Annotated in this window: 16 protein-coding genes; 14 read left to right on the top strand and 2 right to left on the bottom strand. The window is 40.1% G+C overall.

Annotated elements, in window-relative coordinates:
- Window positions 1-79 precede the first annotated feature (79 nt).
- Window positions 80-544: an Lrp/AsnC family transcriptional regulator gene (locus tag AACH28_RS02060; protein ID WP_046673359.1), complete on the bottom strand. Its 465-nt coding sequence runs from the start codon at window positions 542-544 to the stop codon at window positions 80-82.
- A gap of 193 nt (window positions 545-737) precedes the next feature.
- Between AACH28_RS02060 and eat the strand changes: the two genes are divergently transcribed.
- The 14 genes from eat (at window position 738) to AACH28_RS02130 (ending at window position 16465) form a co-directional block, all read left to right on the top strand.
- The gene (eat, locus tag AACH28_RS02065; RefSeq protein ID WP_115048706.1) at window positions 738-2060 is read left to right on the top strand and encodes an ethanolamine permease; all 1323 of its coding nucleotides are present in this window, start codon (window positions 738-740) and stop codon (window positions 2058-2060) included.
- Window positions 2057-3418 carry a glutamine synthetase family protein gene (locus AACH28_RS02070; protein WP_341832105.1) on the top strand — a complete coding sequence of 454 codons (1362 nt, stop codon included), beginning with the start codon at window positions 2057-2059 and terminating at the stop codon, window positions 3416-3418. The genes eat and AACH28_RS02070 overlap by 4 nt, the downstream gene beginning before the upstream one ends.
- A gap of 7 nt (window positions 3419-3425) precedes the next feature.
- Window positions 3426-4583 (top strand): iron-containing alcohol dehydrogenase, encoded by a 1158-nt coding sequence (locus AACH28_RS02075; protein WP_341832106.1) that lies wholly within the window; start codon window positions 3426-3428, stop codon window positions 4581-4583.
- Between the two features lies 1 nt (window position 4584).
- Window positions 4585-5334 (top strand): gamma-glutamyl-gamma-aminobutyrate hydrolase family protein, encoded by a 750-nt coding sequence (locus AACH28_RS02080; RefSeq protein ID WP_070564532.1) that lies wholly within the window; start codon window positions 4585-4587, stop codon window positions 5332-5334.
- Window positions 5312-6691, top strand: a complete 1380-nt coding sequence (locus AACH28_RS02085) for an aldehyde dehydrogenase family protein (protein ID WP_341832107.1) — start codon at window positions 5312-5314, stop codon at window positions 6689-6691. Before AACH28_RS02080 ends, AACH28_RS02085 begins: the two co-directional genes overlap by 23 nt.
- Window positions 6692-6958: 267 nt before the next feature.
- A complete protein-coding gene (locus AACH28_RS02090) occupies window positions 6959-7447 on the top strand; it encodes an NUDIX domain-containing protein (RefSeq protein ID WP_341832108.1) in 489 nt (162 codons plus the stop codon).
- Window positions 7448-7473: 26 nt separating this feature from the next.
- Complete coding sequence (locus AACH28_RS02095) at window positions 7474-8175, top strand: HAD family hydrolase (protein ID WP_286767204.1); 702 nt, start codon at window positions 7474-7476, stop codon at window positions 8173-8175.
- A gap of 111 nt (window positions 8176-8286) precedes the next feature.
- The gene (locus AACH28_RS02100; protein ID WP_341832109.1) at window positions 8287-10014 is read left to right on the top strand and encodes an amidohydrolase; all 1728 of its coding nucleotides are present in this window, start codon (window positions 8287-8289) and stop codon (window positions 10012-10014) included.
- A gap of 398 nt (window positions 10015-10412) precedes the next feature.
- The gene (locus tag AACH28_RS02105) at window positions 10413-11135 is read left to right on the top strand and encodes a hypothetical protein (RefSeq protein WP_341832110.1); all 723 of its coding nucleotides are present in this window, start codon (window positions 10413-10415) and stop codon (window positions 11133-11135) included.
- 9 nt (window positions 11136-11144) lie between these two features.
- Complete coding sequence (locus AACH28_RS02110) at window positions 11145-11876, top strand: hypothetical protein (protein ID WP_341832111.1); 732 nt, start codon at window positions 11145-11147, stop codon at window positions 11874-11876.
- 191 nt (window positions 11877-12067) lie between these two features.
- On the top strand, window positions 12068-13264 hold the full coding sequence (locus AACH28_RS02115; protein ID WP_341831097.1) for an IS110 family transposase: 1197 nt from the start codon (window positions 12068-12070) through the stop codon (window positions 13262-13264).
- Between the two features lie 277 nt (window positions 13265-13541).
- A complete protein-coding gene (locus AACH28_RS02120; RefSeq protein WP_341832112.1) occupies window positions 13542-14744 on the top strand; it encodes a S41 family peptidase in 1203 nt (400 codons plus the stop codon).
- Between the two features lie 80 nt (window positions 14745-14824).
- The gene (locus AACH28_RS02125) at window positions 14825-15820 is read left to right on the top strand and encodes a hypothetical protein (protein WP_341832113.1); all 996 of its coding nucleotides are present in this window, start codon (window positions 14825-14827) and stop codon (window positions 15818-15820) included.
- 177 nt (window positions 15821-15997) lie between these two features.
- On the top strand, window positions 15998-16465 hold the full coding sequence (locus AACH28_RS02130; protein ID WP_341832114.1) for a GNAT family N-acetyltransferase: 468 nt from the start codon (window positions 15998-16000) through the stop codon (window positions 16463-16465).
- 113 nt (window positions 16466-16578) lie between these two features.
- Here AACH28_RS02130 and AACH28_RS02135 read toward each other — a convergent pair whose 3' ends face one another.
- Entirely contained in the window at window positions 16579-17226 is a 648-nt protein-coding gene (locus AACH28_RS02135) for a DUF6090 family protein (protein ID WP_341832115.1), read from the bottom strand.
- Window positions 17227-17253: the final 27 nt, after the last annotated feature.

Here is a 17253-nt window from a genome sequence, read left to right on the forward strand (position 1 = left end):
AAATCCATCAATTCCGGGAAATTAAATTAGGAGAGTCGTCAGCGCAGCATAGTAAAGCTAAAATATGCTAAACTAATTATCAAAGAAAGATTGGGAGACGGGTTGTATTCACGATTTCTTTCATGACAAAATAACTTTCCATATGTCTGATTCCCTTGATTGTTGCCAGTTTATTAAAATTGAATTCATGATAGTGATCAACATCCCTAACCATCACCTTTATTTGATAGTCAAATGCACCCGTTACGTGGAAACACTCGACTACTTCTGGAAATTTTTGTATCTCCTCCATAAATAACAAGGCACTTTCATTGGAATGTTTTTCCATACTAATGGATACAAGGACCATTAGATTAAGATCAAGTTTTCTTCTGTCCAGCAGAAAGACTTTCTGTTTGAGAACGGAGGTTGCTATTAACTTCTTAATACGTTCGTATACGGGAGTCATGGATAAATTAACACGGTCAGCTATTTCCTTGTTACTTATGTTCGCATCCTGTTGCAAAAGGTCCAGAAGCATGAGGTCTTTCTCATCCAATTTCATTATCGTAGTAAATTAAATCTAAAAAAACTATATCTATGACTGTAGTTAGATCGTAAACACTAAGTAAATAAAATACAACCATATTATTTTACTAAAATAGCCATAATTACAGATATATAATACTATCATTTAAACTATATGTAGTAAATTTAAATTAATTAATTACTATCAATTTACCAACCTAAATAAAATTATGAGTGAGCCTCAATTAAAAAAAGTCCTTGGTCCGGTTATGTTATGGGGATTGGGTGTAGGCTATGTTATCTCGGGAATGTATTTTGGATGGAATCTCGGTTTGGCAGAAGGCGGCACATTGGGATTGGCCATTGCTACAGTGTTCGTTATTATCATGTACCTTACATTTACCTTCAGCTATACAGAGATGGCGTGTGCGATCCCTAAGGCTGGCGGAGCCTTTGAATATGCCAATCGAGGATTGGGCAAGCATTTGGGATTTGTCGCCGGTATTGCACAAAATATCGAGTTTGTTTTTGCTCCGCCTGCCATTGCTGCTGCTATAGGTGCTTATCTACATTTATTGCATCCTTCGGTTGACTATCTTATTTTTGCCATTGGGGCCTATGTGATTTTCACTTCAATGAATATACTGGGCGTAAAACTCGCTGCATCATTTGAATTGGTCGTAACTGTTCTTGCGGTTATCGAATTACTGATATTTGCCGGTGTTACATTTCCGGCTTTCGAATTTTCCAACCTTGAGCACAACGCATTGCCCAATGGCTTCTCGGGTATTTTTGCAGCTATTCCGTTTGCTATCTGGTTTTTTCTCGCTATTGAAGGTGTAGCGAATGTTGCTGAGGAAACGATCAATCCACAGAAAAATGTATTAATCGGCTTTGGATCGGCCATCGTAACTTTAGTTGTGCTTTGTATCATTACATTTTTGTCGGCGGTGGGTGTCGGCGGCTGGGAGGCTGTCGTTTATCCTGTCGGAAGCACTGAACCCTCCGATTCACCATTGCCACTTGCCATTGCACATGTCATTGACAATCGCCATATTCTCTATAAACTACTTATAGGCGTTGGTCTTTTGGGTCTTATAGCCTCATTTCATGGTATCATTCTCGCTGGTGGCAGAGCCACCTTTGAGTTTGGGAGAGTGGGGTATGCACCGTCGATTCTTGGAAAAGTGCATCAACGATTTAAGACTCCGGCCAATGCACTCTTAATTAATATGGCTATTGGCATCATAGCATTATTGACCGGGAAGACCGCAGGCATTATTACCATCGCATGTTTTGGGGCAATCTGTCTTTATATAATATCCATGTGGTCATTTTTTGCCTTGCGAAAAAAGGAACCCGATTTGGAACGCCCATTCAAAGTTCCTTTGTATCCGCTGTTTCCGGCAATTGCATTTATTATTGCTGTCGTGTGTCTCATTGCAATGATATATTATAACCCGTTGACAGCTCTATTATTCTTTGGGCTTGTCATCTTATCATACCTCTATTTCCTAATCTTCCTTGACAAGGACAAAACCATCAAATTATGATAACTAAAAATGAAATTATTGCCAAATTAACAGCAAGCACAAGTACGCACGTTAAAGTTGCCGTCGCTGATATAGACGGGGTGCTCCGTGGGAAATTTATGCATCGGGATAAGTTTATCTCTGCACTGGACAATGAATTTGGGTTTTGCTCGGTGGTATTTGGATGGGATGTTAACGATCAGGTTTATGACAATGTGGAAATTACAGGCTGGCATACAGGATACGGCGATTTCCCGGCGCGTATTGACGGAAATACATTTCGACAGATTCCCTGGCAAGAAGATATTCCCTTTTTTCTAGCTGATTTTGAATCTCCGCTTTCTCGGGACCAAAATGTGTGCCCAAGATCACTCCTTAAAAACATAATTGCACAGGCGGAGACTGCCGGATTTAAACCAATTTTTTCACAGGAATTTGAATGGTTTAATTTCGTGAAAGCCGATAATGCCGCTCCCCAAAATAGTTTTAGAGATATGACACCGATAACATCTGGTATGTTTGGTTATTCCATCTTACGGATGTCTGACAATTACGGATTTTTTCAGGATCTTTTGGCTATGCTCGAAAGATTCGGTGTACCTCTTGAGGGGCTACATACGGAGACCGGGCCAGGTGTTCTGGAAGCTGCGATCCAATGTAGTGATGCTCTTGAAGCTGCGGATAGGGCTACGCTCTTTAAATCTGCGGTTAAGGACATCGGAAAAAAACATAATATCACGGCGAGTTTTATGGCGAAACAGACCAAGGACTTACCAGGCTGCAGCGGCCATGTGCATCAAAGTCTTTGGGATCTCAACAAACAGAACAACCTCTTTTATGATAAAGAAGATGAACTCGGAATGAGCCAGTTGATGAAGCATTTTCTTGCGGGGCAATTGTATTGTTTACCTGATATTCTACCGTTATTGGCGCCCACTGTTAACAGTTATAAAAGGCTGACTGAAGGAGCATGGGCACCGACAACCCTGACTTGGGGCATAGATAATCGTACCACAGCACTCCGCGTCATCGAAGGCGGCCCCAAAGCCACACGCATTGAACATCGTGTTGTCGGTTCAGATGTGAACCCTTATTTGGCAGTAGCAGCATGTTTGGCTAGCGGGTTGTATGGCATCAAGTATAAATTGCCATTGGATAATCGACATACTAGCGGTAATGGTTATAAAGATCTGCAACACGGCGTGTTACCAAGAAACCTCCACGATGCGACCGCTCGAATGGCGCAATCGCAAATAGCCTCCGAGCTATTTGGCCAAAAGTTTGTCGATCATTTTTGTAAATCACGGTTATGGGAATGGCGACAATTTTCTGAGCAGGTCACAGATTGGGAAACAAAAAGATATTTTGAAATTATTTAACTGAACAATGGATACAGCAAAAATTTACGGTTTTAATTTTCCGACACCGATCCGTTTTGGTGCTGGAGTGATCGACGAGCTACCAGACTATTTATTGACCAATGGACTTAATCGCCCTTTACTGGTAACGGATCCGACTATCGCCCAACTACCATTTTTTAAGGGAGTTCAACAAAAGCTGACGAACAAAGGGATCGACGTTATTGTCTTTCATGATTTGCATAAAAATCCAGTAAAATCTGATGTCCTCTTGGGAGGAGATGTCTTTAGAGGGCAAAATAGAGATTCAATTATTGGCGTTGGCGGTGGAGCAGCACTCGACGTAGCACGGGCAATTGCCTTGCGCGCAAATCATCATCGTGATTTATTTGATTACGACGATCTGATCGGTGGCGATATCTATGTGACCAACGAGATACCACCATTGATTACTGTACCTACGACCGCCGGGACTGGGAGTGAGGTTGGGCGTAGTGCTATTATTTCAGAAGATGAAACCAAGAAAAAACGAATTCTGTTTAGTCCCAGATTGATGGCAAAAATTGTATTTGCCGATCCTTTGCTTACAATGGATCTGCCACCGTTTATTACGGCAGCAACGGGAATGGACGCACTTACCCACAATATGGAAGCCTATTTGGCCAAAGGGTATCATCCGATGTGTGATGGTATAGCGCTTGAAGGAATGGCCATGGTGGCTACGTCTATTGAGTGTGCTACGAAAGAATCAGACTTGCCATCCCGCTCCAAAATGCTTTTGGCATCATTGATGGGAGCTGTTGCTTTTCAGAAGGGATTAGGAGTCGTTCATAGTTTAGCGCATCCGCTGTCCTCGCTCCTTGATACCCATCATGGACTGGCCAACGCGGTGAATCTTCCTTATGGAATGCAGTTTAATTATGTCGGTTTTGAAGATCGTTTCGATAAGATGGCCATGGCTTTAGGGCTCGGTGGTCATGCTGGAGACAGGGTTGTAGACTATCTGTTTGACCTCAATGTACGTTTGGGACTGCCTACACAATTATCTGCGATAGGCGTGCAAAAGGAACATCTGCAACCGTTATCAGAACTGGCGTTTGCAGATTTCTGTCACCCATCAAACCCCAAGCCCGTTAGCAAAGCAGATTTTCTTGCAATTTATGAAACCGCTTACGAAGGAAAATAATATGTTAAAAATCGGTATTAGTGCGTGTTTTTTTTATCCAGACCCCGAGAGGACGGTCTTTGGACACAAATCACTGAGCTATATGGAAAATGATATGGTTCGATGGATAACTAAAAAAGGCGTTCTTCCTATATTATTGCCGGATCTTGAAGAATCATTATTAGCGGACATCTTACACCAGATGGATGGCATAGTTCTTCAAGGTGGAAGCGATATAGCACCCCAGCATTATGGAGAAGAGCCTATCGGACCCTGGAAAGGAGACCCTTATCGGGATCAATATGAGCTAAAGATATTGGATTATGCCATCAGAAATCATAAGCCAGTCTTAGGTATCTGTCGGGGATTTCAGTTAATGAACGTCTATTTTGGAGGCACAATGTATCAGGATATCGGTAGTCAGCTTCCTCAGTCGGCTGTACATCGTTCAGCAAGTCTATACGACACCATCAATCATCCCGTACATATAGAACCAGGAACACTTTTCGACAGACTATATGGCCATGTTGCCAATCCCTTGGTCAACACTGTACATCATCAGGCTATTAAAGATCTTGGCCGTGATCTCGAAGTCTTTGCGCGCTCGGAAGACGGATTTATCGAAGCATTTGGTTATACCAAAGAAGCGGCCGGGAAAGTGATGGGTGTACAATGGCATCCCGAATTTTCCCAAACACAGAAGGGAATACTTTTAGATGAAAATTTAATTCTTAATGTTTTTATCGAACATGCAAGACAACACAGAAATTAGAAATCCTGCAACCGGTGCTGTAGTAGCAACGTTGCCTTCAACCACAACAGTTGAATTGGAAAATACACTCTCCTTACTAAGACAGGGACAGCAAAAATGGGCCAACGTTCCTTTGAAGGATCGTTTGGCGTGCATCATACAATTTGGGGAGCTGATCTTGGCGAATAAACAGGAACTTGCGGAGATCCTTACCAAGGAGACGGGCAAACCCATCACACAATCGCTTAATGAAATTAACGGAGCACAAAACCGTATTGAGCATCTTCGAAAAAATGCTGAAAGATGGCTTTCAGAAGAAATTATTGTAAATGAGGGGGCTACACTAGAACATATTCGCTATGAACCACTTGGTGTCATTGCCAATATTTCTGCATGGAATTTCCCTTATAATGTGGGCTTTAATATTTTTCTGTACGCCTTGGTTGCGGGCAATGCCGTGCTCTATAAACCTTCTGAATTTGCTACGCTGACCGGATTGCAGTTTGCAAAATACCTTTATGAAGCCGGTATACCTGATGATGTATTTCACTGTGTTGTTGGAGATGGGAGGATTGGCGAGCATATCTTATCATTGCCATTGGATGGCTATTTCTTTACTGGATCCTATAAAACTGGAGTACATATTGCTAGGGCCGTAGCGCATAAATTAGTTCCAGTCCAGCTTGAGCTAGGCGGAAAGGATCCCCTATACGTAACAGAAGATGTGAAAGACATAAAACAGGCGGCAGTGTCGGCAGCTGAGGGCGCTTTCTACAACAATGGGCAGAGCTGTTGTGCGGTTGAACGTATCTATGTTTCAGAACAGATATACGATGAGTTTGTCGAGGCATTTATTGAGGAGGTAGCTTCCTATCAGGTTGGCGATCCATGCGCTGGAGACACATTTATCGGTCCTTTAACGAGGGCTGCTCAGCTGGACGTCCTTGAGGATCAAGTGAAAGATGCCCTTGCAAAGGGAGCAACACTACGGTTGGGCGGACATGTATTAGAAGGTAAGGGATATTATTATGCTCCCACAGTATTTGAGCACTGTAATCACAACATGCTACTTATGCGTGAAGAGACTTTTGGTCCGATGATAGGTATACAAAACGTAACTTCAGACGAAGAGGCAATTACGTTGATGCAGGATACGACCTATGGCCTTACTGCAGCGGTGTTTTCGTCCGATCAGGATAGAGCAATGAATATCCTTAGCAAAATGGATACAGGAACGGTATATTGGAACTGCTGTGATAGGGTAAGCCCTAATGTGCCTTGGTCCGGAAGACGAAATTCTGGCTTAGGTTCGACCTTATCGGCTCAAGGTATACGAGCATTTGTTCAGCCTAAAGCCTATCATTTAAGACCCGCATAATTTAATGTTTAATTCTATGGATATAGCCCATTATGCCGATCGTTCATTGGATAATGGGCTTTCCCTCAAAAATAAATTTCGGTACCCCATGAGAGTGAGTGCGTAAAGATTATGGGGTCCGCTTCATGGAAAAGTGATCGCCAAGGTGACTTATGCCGATGCAATAGATATGCAAGTCCTTACTGAGGAGAGATAGACTGAATGAATTCGCTAAAATACTTGAAGACTCTCGCAACATTTTCTATTTTTGTTACAAACAGAAAAGAAATGAGCACTGAAGTGACAGGTTTGAAGCGTGTAGCCACACTATGTATATTAAGAAATAAAGATAAGTTTCTATTGTTAAAGCGCCTTAAAGAACCCAATAAAGATATGTATGTTCCCGTTGGTGGGAAATTAGACCCATTTGAAAACCCGGATGATGCGGTAGTTCGTGAAGTCATGGAAGAAACAGGGATCCATATCACGTCAAAACAATTTTGTGGCATGTTAACCGAAACATCACCGATCAATTACAATTGGATCAGCTATGTATATGTATCCGATATCGAATATGTAGAGGCCCCCTATTGTAATGAGGGTGACCTCGAATGGATCGCTGCAGACGAACTGGAATCTATTCCGACCCCTTTAACCGATCTTTATATTTATGATTATGTGGCTAAGGGAAAACTGTTTGCTTTTAATGCCGTATATGATTCAGACCTAAACTTGACCGGGTTATGGGAACAATATAATAGCATCAAGATCAAGTAAACTACTTAAATTGAATTAAAATTAGGATGATTATCAATAAAACTGCCATTAAAGTCATCGCATTCGATGCAGATGATACATTATGGGTAAACGAACCATATTTTCAAAAAGCAGAACATGATTTTTGTGCACTGTTAGAAAATTATCTTCCACAGCATGCAGTATCAAAAGAATTATTTGAAACAGAAATGAATAACCTGTCCCTCTATGGGTATGGTGTGAAAGGCTTTATTCTTTGTATGATAGAGACTGCCAGCCGTATTTCGGCAGGACAGTTATCGCTGAAGACAATAAACAAAATCATAGCGATTGGACAAGATTTATTAAAGATGCCGATTGAATTATTGGAAGGTGTTGAAGATACGTTGGTAAGGCTGAGTGCACATTATAAGCTAATCGTAGCCACAAAAGGCGATCTTTTGGATCAGGAAAGAAAGCTGAAAAATTCGGGTCTCCAAAAGTACTTCCATCATGTGGAAATTATGAGTAACAAGAAAAATGACGATTACTCAAAATTATTAAGAAAAATTGAATGCCCCGCTGAAAATTTTATCATGATCGGAAATTCAATCAACTCCGATGTTCTGCCTGTTTTGGCATTGGGGGGACAGGCAATACATGTCCCTTACCATGTGACTTGGACACATGAGCAAGCTTGTGATGAGGTTAAACCAAGCAATTTCCTGCAGGTAGAAAGTCTAGATCAACTGTTACCGATTCTGCTTTAATCGAAAATGCGCATCTAGATGCGCATTTTTCCACCGACTGTTACCCAGCAAAGAGCTGCGAAACAATTAACTGTTTTCTGTTGTTATTCATCAGTACAGTTAACCTCTCACATGGCAATTATTACAAAATATCTATTTTTCCTTTTACCCTTTTTTATTTTAGGCTGTAAGAGCAGTCAGCAAAAAGGGGATACGTTCTATTTTGGTGGAAATATTATTACGATGGAAGATGATTTTCCCCAGGTAGATGCGTTAGTAGTAAAAGGCGGGAAAATTCTTTTCGTCGGTAGCCGGAAAGAAGCGGCCCCCTATGTAGGGGAAAACACGAAACAGATCGATTTAAAGGGAAAAACTTTACTGCCTGGCTTTATTGATGCCCATGGCCATATCACTTCAAGAGCAGGAATGCAACAGGCAATAGATTTATCGCCCAGTCCCTATGGTACCGTTAATTCAATACCAGATCTTCAAAAGACTATATTATCAGTTATTAAGCGAACAAAATTAGGCACGTCTGTTCCTGTATTAGGAAATGGTTACGACGATGCTATCATGCGTGAGCATCGCCATCCGACTCGTCAGGAATTGGATGCGATCAGTACGACAAATCCGATTATTGTCATTCATGCTTCTGGTCATGCAAGTGTTGCCAATAGTGCGATGTTGAAGTTATTAGGTATTACCGAAAATGTGAAAGACCCGGAGGGGGGACATTACGGCCGAAGCCCTGATAATCGACTAAACGGCAAACTAGAAGAAAATGCCTCTTTTGCCGCACTGGTGAAGTTGACGAATATGATTCCCAAGCCTCAACAGGCCAAAAATGAGCTATCTCAATCCCTAAAAGATTTTGTCAAAGCGCAAGACGAATGGCTTAGTTATGGGCAGACAACAATCTGTGACGGACGTTCGATGGGAGTGGGGGTTGGCCTGTTGAAGGAAGCAGCTTCGAAAAATCTTCTAAAGGCAGATGTGGTTTATTTTCCGGATTTTGAAGCAAACAAAGCCGAATGGAAATCCTTTAAACCCAGTTACATGAAATACGAAAAGCGTTTGAAATTTGGTGGATTTAAATTTTCGGATGATGGTTCGCCTCAGGGGAAGACAGCTTGGTTGACAGAACCATACCTGGTTCCACCAGAAGGTCAACCGGCAGATTACAAAGGCTTTCCTATCTTTTCGGACCAGACCCTCTACAATGATTTAAAGACAGTGTTTTCAAATCATATTACGGCACAACTACATGTTAATGGCGATGCGGCTATTGATCAGGCACTTCGTGTGATCGGCAGATTGAAAGCCGAAGGAATTTATAAGCCTGAGCTTAGGGCAACCTTGATACATGTGCAGAACAGCCGCCCCGATCATATCGCCAAGATAAAAGATATCGGTGTTATTCCTTCCTATTTTTCATCCCATGTTTACTTATGGGGAGATTGGCACTATCAAAGTGTTTTTGGTCCCAAACGTGCGGCGTTTATTAGTCCAGCTCAGTCGGCAAAAAAAGCGGGAATACTGTTTACCATCCATCATGATAGCTCAGTAACACCTCCAGATCTATTGACCGGGGTGTATGCTGCAGTCAATCGGACGACACGTTCGGGAATGTTGTTGGGGCCAGATGAACGTATTGATGTCAGGGACGCGCTCAAAGCAATTACCATTAACGCCGCCTATCAGTATCAGGAAGAAAAAGATAAAGGGTCTCTTAAAAAAGGAAAACTAGCTGATTTGGTTATTTTGGATCAAAATCCATTAACAATTAATCCCCAAAAATTACGGGACATCAAAGTAATTGAAACAATCAAAGAAGGGAATACCGTCTTTAAGCGAAATTGATCAATCTGTCAATCCCATAATAAAACAGCATTGTAAACTCATTTTGATTCGCGATTGTTTGGAAAAACCCACTATTGTACTGTTAGTTGCCACTCTGCTGGACTAGTGACGATGAGTCGAAGTCATCGTTTTCAAGAGGATCAAATGTTGGGATAAAACAGGAGAGTTGTATAGTAATACAACAGCGTCAAGTCTTCATCCTTTAAAGAAATAGCGAATAATAAATCGCCACATGCAAATATTAAATGGTCTTAAACTTTTGCGGCTTGTGGCCTATCTTTACACGATGATCGATTCATGATGTCACTTTTGAACAAACAATAGATCTATTTCATCATGCAACGCAGGGAGGGTTATCTTAGATGGAATCCTGTTTTTACTAAAATCCAGAAATAATTATGAAATCGCTATTGATATTTCTTTTTTCGATAAACCTTGTTTACGGTCAATCTACACCAAATTTGACAGTAGGTTATGGAGATCGCTATGATAGCCTTCCCAAATTAGTAATCAAAGCAGCTACACCAGAAGACTATCATAAAGCATTTAGCTCCAACATTATCAATAAAACTCCTGCTGTTGAACGGAAAAGCTTTGTGATTCCTACAGGCAAAGGCAAGCTAAAGTTCAGGAAATATAGTTTTTCAGACGGTTATGGTGATGGATTTAAGGGTTGGGCGTATAAAGGCTATCTTCCCAAACTGAAAATGCATATTCTCGTAAGCAATCATGTTGCTGAATCATTAGGTTTTAGCGATTTAGTTTTACTCGATAGCATCAACGGTAGTCAACATACAATTGCTTCAGTCGGCGACGGTGCAGTTGAAATACCAATTCCATCTCCAAACGGAGATTTTCTTGCTTATTATTATAATGAGGTCTATGCTGCGAATAGTTGCTTTATAGGGGTACTTGCTGTCCGCAAAGAAAAGGCTCCTTTCCGGATCAAACTTTCCGAATACAACAGTTTTGAAACGGACAATTGGGCGGTGGAAAACATCAGATGGATCGATAGCATGACGATTATCATAAAAGCTTATACGCTTAAAAAAGTTGCCAATGAAAATATGAAGCAGTTTGCGTACTACACTGCCCGGTTAAGCAAAGAAAATACAAACTAAGGTATAGAGATGAACATACAACAAAATATCATCATGCTAACTGTTGCTGCAATTTGCTCTTGTAACAATCCTAGCGTACCCCTACAAAAACGGGATGTTAAGCAATCAGAACATCCTATTGACGGAGAAGTAGTGATATCCAGGAAGCAGATAGATACGGTCCCCGCCTCGCATACCACGAATGAGGTTAAGACAACAACATCCATAAAGTTCAATGAATTTGTCGTTTCGATTCAAGGTATGGCCATTTTTGATCCAGAAAGGATGGATCGACTACAACGTGATACCGTAGAAATCGAAGCAGAAGTCGGGGAAAGCATCGAGGGAACTTATATTTCTATTTTAAGTGATCAGGTCCGTGACTTGAAGGTGGAACAACGCTATGAAACCAGCGTAACTATTATGAATGAAGGTCCCCATTGTGATCTTACCGAATGGAAACATTTTAACTCAGACTGGAAGCCTTTAAAACAAAATGGGAATGGGCTTTTTCTAAGTGAAGAATATACTGATCAGGATCATAAGACCTTTCCCAGCGTATCTATGGACGAGTTGAAACAAAAAGTAAAAGAGCAGTGTGGTGAAGAATGGTTTAAACTTTTGGCTAAAGTAAAATCGCCATCTGAATATCCATCAGCAGTCGGTATAAGCCGTTATTTCTTACGGATCGCATGTCGTCTTAAAGATAACGGTAAAAAAGTTACCAAATTAATCATTATCAAAACTCCAATGGGATGTTAACAGCTTAATTGCTGAATCACAACACCAGGATTTTCCAAGTTATAAATCTATACAAAGAGATTACGAAAAAAGTAATGCTTTCAAATTTACATTTAATTTTCCGATTACACACAAGCGGATAAAAATTGGCGAGAGCTATCGCAATCAAAGCAAGTCCCGCTGCTTATCTTTATGTTGAAAAAAAAAGTTATATGAAAACAGCAGGACTTGACGTGCATAAAGATAGTATTTTTTGTGCGGTATTTAATGGGAAGCATTATTCGGATGTGGAGGTTTTCGAAACCTTCAGTACGGGCATTCGACAGTTGGGAGCCTACTTGAAGGCTGCGGGTGTTCTCCGAGTAGCGATGGAGAGTACCAGTATTTACTGGATCCCGGTCTGGAATATTCTCTCTGAAATGGGCTTTGATCTGATGCTGGTGAATCCCTTTTTAATCAAACAGCTGCCCGGCCGCAAAAGCGATGTAAAGGATGCACAGTGGATTGCCCAGCTACTTCACAAAGATATGCTTCGCGGGAGTTTTGTGCCCGGTGAGCGAATACAGGAACTCAGGAGCTACACCCGTTCCTATAGCAAGTTGCAGCAGCGGATAGTCCGTATGCTTACCAAAATGGACAATATCCTCGTACAGGCCGGAATCCGTTTGGGTAGTCTTGTGACCGATATCGGAGGGAAAAGTATGCTGAGTGTCATTGATGCCCTGATAGCCGGGGAGCGTGATGCCGTACGTTTAAGCAAACTGGTCTATGCCAGTAAGAAGAACAAAGAAAACGGAAAGCTGGCAGCAGCACTAACCGGCTGCATGAAGGAGCACCACCGCTTCAACCTGCAGATGGCAAAAGCTGAATACGACCTGTTGATCAAGCAGTCTGCTGAGTATATAGAAAAGATTGAAGCTATCTGCCTGCGTGATTTTCCACGGCAGAGTGCCTTGCTAAAGACGATTCCCGGCGTTAGCCGTATCAGTTCCGCTGTGATCATCGCCGAGACCGGCGCAGACATGAAAGTTTTTGAAAACAGCGGTAAACTGAGCGGATGGGTCGGATTACGACCAAAGAATGATGAAAGCGCAGGGAAATATAAAAGTACAGCAATCACTAAAGGAAACAGATATCTCAAGCCAATACTGGTACAGGTTGCCTGGGCGGCAAGCCGCTGTAAAGGCTCCTATTTTAAAGACAAATTCAACCGTCTAAGTATAAGAAAATCCTCGAAAAAGGCCCTGATCGCTATCGCACGAAAAATATCCGTTGTTGTATGGAATATCCTAAAAGACTTAACCCCTTATAATCCGGCACTACAGGTGATCTACGAACCAGCCAAACTAGATGCCAGGATACGGTATCACCAAAAAGAAATGGAACGCATAGCGAAACTTAAACCATAACAATTTTTTGCGTAAAGGCCGGGTATCTTTATGGTGGCTAAAAGACCCCGTTTTTAAATTGGCCAATGCAAATGCCTATAAAAGGCTATAAGTACACAAGCATGAGTTAATGCCAGCCTTACGGCTGACCAAACTCGAAGAGGAAAATCGCAAAACCCAATGCGCAAGGGGACTGTATTATAGTTAATTTATAGAGGAAAAGATTCAGTATTTTAACACCGGTTTTATTATTTTTGCTATGGTTGGACCAATGAAATACCACTTCAAGAACACAACAATGAAATTAAGCCTATTGACTAAAGCAATTTTTACTATAGTATTCTTATTTTTAACAAAGAATAATATTTTCGCCCAAACCAAATACCAAAAGGATTTTTATGAGTTTTGGTCTGATATCAATAAACATTATGCTTATTTAGAAAGGCAAAATATCGACTGGAATAAAGTCAAAGAAATTTATTCTTCACAAGTAGAAAAAGTTACAAATGACAACGAGTTTATTCAGTTGCTTGAAAATACGTTGAATGAGCTGTACAATGGACATTCGTCGTTAAGCACAAATCTTAATACATCAAACAGGATAATCCCATCATGGTCCGACCTACGTGTCGAAAAAAATGGAAACAAATATTTAATAAAAGACTTAAGAAAAGGTTTTGGTGCAGATTTAGCTGGGTTAAAAATTGGTATGCAAGTAACTCTTTTCAACGGAAAAGCAATCGATGAACAGTTAAAAAGTTTCTTACCTCGATTTACAGATCATTACAGTCCAAAGATGTATCAGTATGCTTTAGATATGCTTTTTGCGGGAACTCATGATAAGAAACGCGTGATTACTGTCGTTGAAAACGGCGAACGTAAAACATTTGAACCGGTAAGCTATGGCAATCGGAATGAATTGTTGTATTATAAAATTATAAATGGAAACACAGCCTATATCAAAATCAATAATTCACTGGGAAATAATAACTTGATCGCTGAATTTGATAAGACGCTTGACAGTTTGATTTCTAATAAAAACCTTATTTTGGATTTGACTGAAACTCCTAGCGGTGGAAATTCAACGGTTGCGAGGGCCATTATGGGGCGGTTTGTCAATAAAGGTCTACCTTATCAAATTCACGAATTTGATGAGAAGGATTATGACACAAAACGACATTGGGTAGAGTATGTAAGTCCACGTAAGGAAATCTTCAAGGGTAATGTGTATATCCTCGTGGGACACTGGACAGGAAGTATGGGCGAAGGGATAGCTATAGGTTTTGACGCGCTTGATAGAGCGACAGTTATTGGCACACCTATGGCCGGGCTATTAGGCGCAATTTCAAACTTCCGTCTCACAGAAACAAAAATTGGATTCCAATTCCCAACGGAAAGATTGTATCATATCAACGGAATGCCAAGAGAGGATTTTATTCCCAAGATTTTGTGTGAAAATATCGAAGAAACATTAAAAAAAGCGAAGGAAATAGCTTGGTAGGTTAGATAGGAGATGATGGCTCAGTTTGCCTGAAAACTCATGGAGCAATGTTAGGATCAATGTGAACAACTAAAGAGTATATGTTTAGTGAAATTAATAAAACCTTTATCCTTCTTGTGCTTGTACTTGTTTCCAACTACAGCAAAGCACAAACCGGATATAAGAATTTAAATATACCTGCATCAGTTGAAGGATCTAACTTTTTTAATACGGATAAAAGGAATTGTATAACGCTTCCATTTGGGTATTCAAATATTTCAAAACAACTACCTGTCGATTCCGTATTGTCGGCTATGCAAGATCACCGTGGTTTAGGAAATCGCTATGCATTAAAATTTGATCAATCAATCAAAAACAATCTCGTAACGATACCCGAAGCATATGATGTTTCTTTTCCATTTGAGCAAGATATCGGCAAAGAATATAATCAGATTAAACTTGCCTCCAATTTCCTCCGTTATGGGGATTATTCGCTTCATTTTCTGGCCATTTATAACGCTGTCCGCTATAGTGAACCATTCATAGAAAAAATATATTTAATTTCAGTAAAGAATGGGAAGCCGTTTGATATAAGAAGAATTTATCTTCATCATGAGGGAGAAATGGGATTCACAGACTATACACTATTCTATATCGATAAAAATTTTATAATCTCATTGCGGGATTATGAATTTAATGAGAATCCCTTTAGGCAAAAACCTGTTTATCAATTTCAGCTCTTAAGCAACGGAACATTTGTCAGATACTATGATCAGAATGGATTATATAAAACAGATGAAGAACAGGGCTCAATTAAAAATCACCATAAAGAAGGAAAATGGATCGAATTTAAAACAAATCGGTTTGTGGACTTACAAGAATATCCATCATTTACAGATTCGTATACGTACTTGGAAGCAAAGTATAAAGGAGGTCTTCCTGATGGCGAATGGAAATGTTATAAATTATTGCAGGAATATAATGAAGAAACGGGGGAACCAATAATTAACACAAGAAAAAGAGGACCGTTGATTTATACTGAACTATACAAAAATGGATTATTGGAAAAACGAGAGTTCCATATTCTTGATAAGTAGCCCCTTCGTTATAAGTGATAAATATGTAACTTGTAGAAAAGGTGAAAAAGGCTCCGAAGTTCCTTCTTATTAGAACTTAAAATATGAAAATAATACTACAGTTGCTATGCGATTTGTAGTTTGTCAACAGTGGATCGAGCCCGAAAGAGGCGGAATAATACATGCAGAATATTAATTATGGAAATAATCATCAGACAAGCAAAAGAAAGCGAAATCAATGTGTTAATTGAGTTTGAACAAGGGATCGTTGAAGCGGAACGACCTTTTGATAACACATTAAAGCCAGGCGAAATTCATTATTATGATCTCCTCGAATTGATCAAGTCTAGGGAGGCTGAAGTCCTTGTTGCAGTTGTTGACGATCAACTTGTCGGATCAGGATATGCGAAATTATTGGATTCAAAACCTTATCAAAAGTATGAAAAGTATGCTTATCTTGGTTTTATGTACGTTAGGCCAGAATATCGAGGTCAGCGTATCAACAAGATGATTTTACACCGATTGATCGATTGGGCAAAAGAAAGAAATATCTCGGAAGTAAGACTTCAGGTTTATGAAGAAAATACCAGTGCAATAAAGGCCTATGCAAAGGCAGGATTTAAACCAAATCTTCTGGAAATGCGTATGGAAATCGATGACAGATAATAGTGAAAATCCAATGAGATAATATCTATAACAAGTAAAAAAGACTTCTTTTAAAACTTTAAAAGAAGTCTTTTTTTTATTGGTAAGGCATTACACACTCATTTTAAACCGATTTATTCGTTGTTATGCTCAATTTCGGCAATGATTTCTTTGGCAGATTTAATCACCTGATCATTCAGCTGAATAATCATATTTGCTTGAGATGCTGCATTGATAAGAATCCCTTTTACTTTTGGCGATGCGTTAATTGCTTTGTACATTAAATCAGGATTGATATTTGCATTGGGAACGGAGACCAGCTCATCTGCGAGATTAAAAACCAATGAGTTATAGTAGGTTTGCCAATCGTCTTTTGATGGTACTACGGTTTGATAATATTCCAAAATTCCTGTTTTTAATTTTCGATCCTTAATGAGACCGATTTTTCCACTAGATCGAAATCCTTCATAATTTCCAGTATTTCTGATCTTAAAGGTCGGATTAAGGTTCATCTTAATACGGTCATTTGGGTTGACTTTCACCAAGCTATCAATTTTTTGTTGGTTTAATTCCCCGTAAAATTTACATCCTTCCGCTGTGTTCGTTAGGTAGGAATTTTGCTTTTCTAAGTCGTGGACATCTTTTTCGAGATCGACTTTTAGGTCCTCCAAAAATTCTTTTACTTCTTGTTGTTCATGCCTATGCTCACTCCAACCGTGAAGCCATATCGAAAGTGATACTGCAAAAACGATAATGAAGATCTCAATGGATATTTCTTTCAATTTTTCGGTGAGACTATGCTTTGGCTC

This window comes from Sphingobacterium thalpophilum, from assembly GCF_038396785.1.
Lineage (GTDB): Bacteria > Bacteroidota > Bacteroidia > Sphingobacteriales > Sphingobacteriaceae > Sphingobacterium > Sphingobacterium thalpophilum_A.

Excerpts from the sequence above, each read along its gene's own strand:
- AACH28_RS02060 (WP_046673359.1), bottom strand. The coding sequence starts at position 544 with ATGAAATTGGATGAGAAAGACCTCATGCTTCTGGACCTTTTGCAACAG.
- eat (WP_115048706.1), top strand. The coding sequence starts at position 738 with ATGAGTGAGCCTCAATTAAAAAAAGTCCTTGGTCCGGTTATGTTATGG.
- AACH28_RS02070 (WP_341832105.1), top strand. The coding sequence starts at position 2,057 with ATGATAACTAAAAATGAAATTATTGCCAAATTAACAGCAAGCACAAGT.
- AACH28_RS02075 (WP_341832106.1), top strand. The coding sequence starts at position 3,426 with ATGGATACAGCAAAAATTTACGGTTTTAATTTTCCGACACCGATCCGT.
- AACH28_RS02080 (WP_070564532.1), top strand. The coding sequence starts at position 4,585 with ATGTTAAAAATCGGTATTAGTGCGTGTTTTTTTTATCCAGACCCCGAG.
- AACH28_RS02085 (WP_341832107.1), top strand. The coding sequence starts at position 5,312 with ATGCAAGACAACACAGAAATTAGAAATCCTGCAACCGGTGCTGTAGTA.
- AACH28_RS02090 (WP_341832108.1), top strand. The coding sequence starts at position 6,959 with ATGAGCACTGAAGTGACAGGTTTGAAGCGTGTAGCCACACTATGTATA.
- AACH28_RS02095 (WP_286767204.1), top strand. The coding sequence starts at position 7,474 with ATGATTATCAATAAAACTGCCATTAAAGTCATCGCATTCGATGCAGAT.
- AACH28_RS02100 (WP_341832109.1), top strand. The coding sequence starts at position 8,287 with ATGGCAATTATTACAAAATATCTATTTTTCCTTTTACCCTTTTTTATT.
- AACH28_RS02105 (WP_341832110.1), top strand. The coding sequence starts at position 10,413 with ATGAAATCGCTATTGATATTTCTTTTTTCGATAAACCTTGTTTACGGT.
- AACH28_RS02110 (WP_341832111.1), top strand. The coding sequence starts at position 11,145 with ATGAACATACAACAAAATATCATCATGCTAACTGTTGCTGCAATTTGC.
- AACH28_RS02115 (WP_341831097.1), top strand. The coding sequence starts at position 12,068 with ATGAAAACAGCAGGACTTGACGTGCATAAAGATAGTATTTTTTGTGCG.
- AACH28_RS02120 (WP_341832112.1), top strand. The coding sequence starts at position 13,542 with ATGAAATTAAGCCTATTGACTAAAGCAATTTTTACTATAGTATTCTTA.
- AACH28_RS02125 (WP_341832113.1), top strand. The coding sequence starts at position 14,825 with ATGTTTAGTGAAATTAATAAAACCTTTATCCTTCTTGTGCTTGTACTT.
- AACH28_RS02130 (WP_341832114.1), top strand. The coding sequence starts at position 15,998 with ATGGAAATAATCATCAGACAAGCAAAAGAAAGCGAAATCAATGTGTTA.